Below are 744 nucleotides of genomic sequence, written 5' to 3' on the forward strand. Positions count from 1 at the left end.
CGGGGGCGTTGGCGGGTGCGGGGGCGCCTGCGGGGGCGGGGTCTTCAGTGGGGGCGGGCGTCGGCGGGGTGCCAGGGCTGCCTGTTCCGCCCATGCCTCCCGTTGTGCCCGTGTCGCCCGTTGTGCCCGGGTCGGCGGTGTCGCTCGTGCCGCCGGTCCTGCTCGTGCCGCTCGCGCTGCCGGTGCCGCCCAAGTCGCGGAACACCTCGCGCTGCCAGTCCCCCTGCGCCGACATAGGCCCTCTCAGAATGTGTTCAGCAGACGGCCGTAGACACCGAAGGCGCCCAGGGCGACCGGTATCAGGACCACCACGCTGATCGACTCGACCAGGTTCATCAACCGCCGCAGCCGCACCCGGACATGGTCCGGAGGGCGGACGACGAGCACCACGAGCGGCAGCAGCGCCACCACGGCGAGCAGCGCGACCGCCGCGGCCGGACCGGTGCCGTCCCGCCCTGCCCAGAGCGTCAGCAGCCGCACCACGAGCAGCGTGCCGGCGGCCTGGAGCGCCACCACCTCGACCGCCAGCGGGTAGGCGCGGGAACGGGAGAACAGCACCACGGCGAGCAACGAGGTGACCGCGACCGTCCACGGGGTGACCTGCTCAGCGCTCCCCGCGGCCAACCAGCCCGCGGCTGCCGCGGAGACGGCCGTCACCACCGTCGCCAGCGCCAGCCCGCGGTGCGTGGCGCTCAGCGCCAGGTCCACCCGGTGCCGGCTGACGGACGCGCCACCGGCCCGCTG

Annotated in this window: 2 pseudogenes; both read right to left on the minus strand. The window is 75.1% G+C overall.

The features are described from left to right. Positions 1–235 (minus strand): annotated as a pseudogene (locus ACYVE9_RS29390) (hypothetical protein); the annotation flags it as partial. A gap of 8 nt (positions 236–243) precedes the next feature. After that, positions 244–744: pseudogene (locus ACYVE9_RS29395) on the minus strand (type VII secretion integral membrane protein EccD); the annotation flags it as partial.

This window comes from Streptomyces sparsus, from assembly GCF_054776295.1.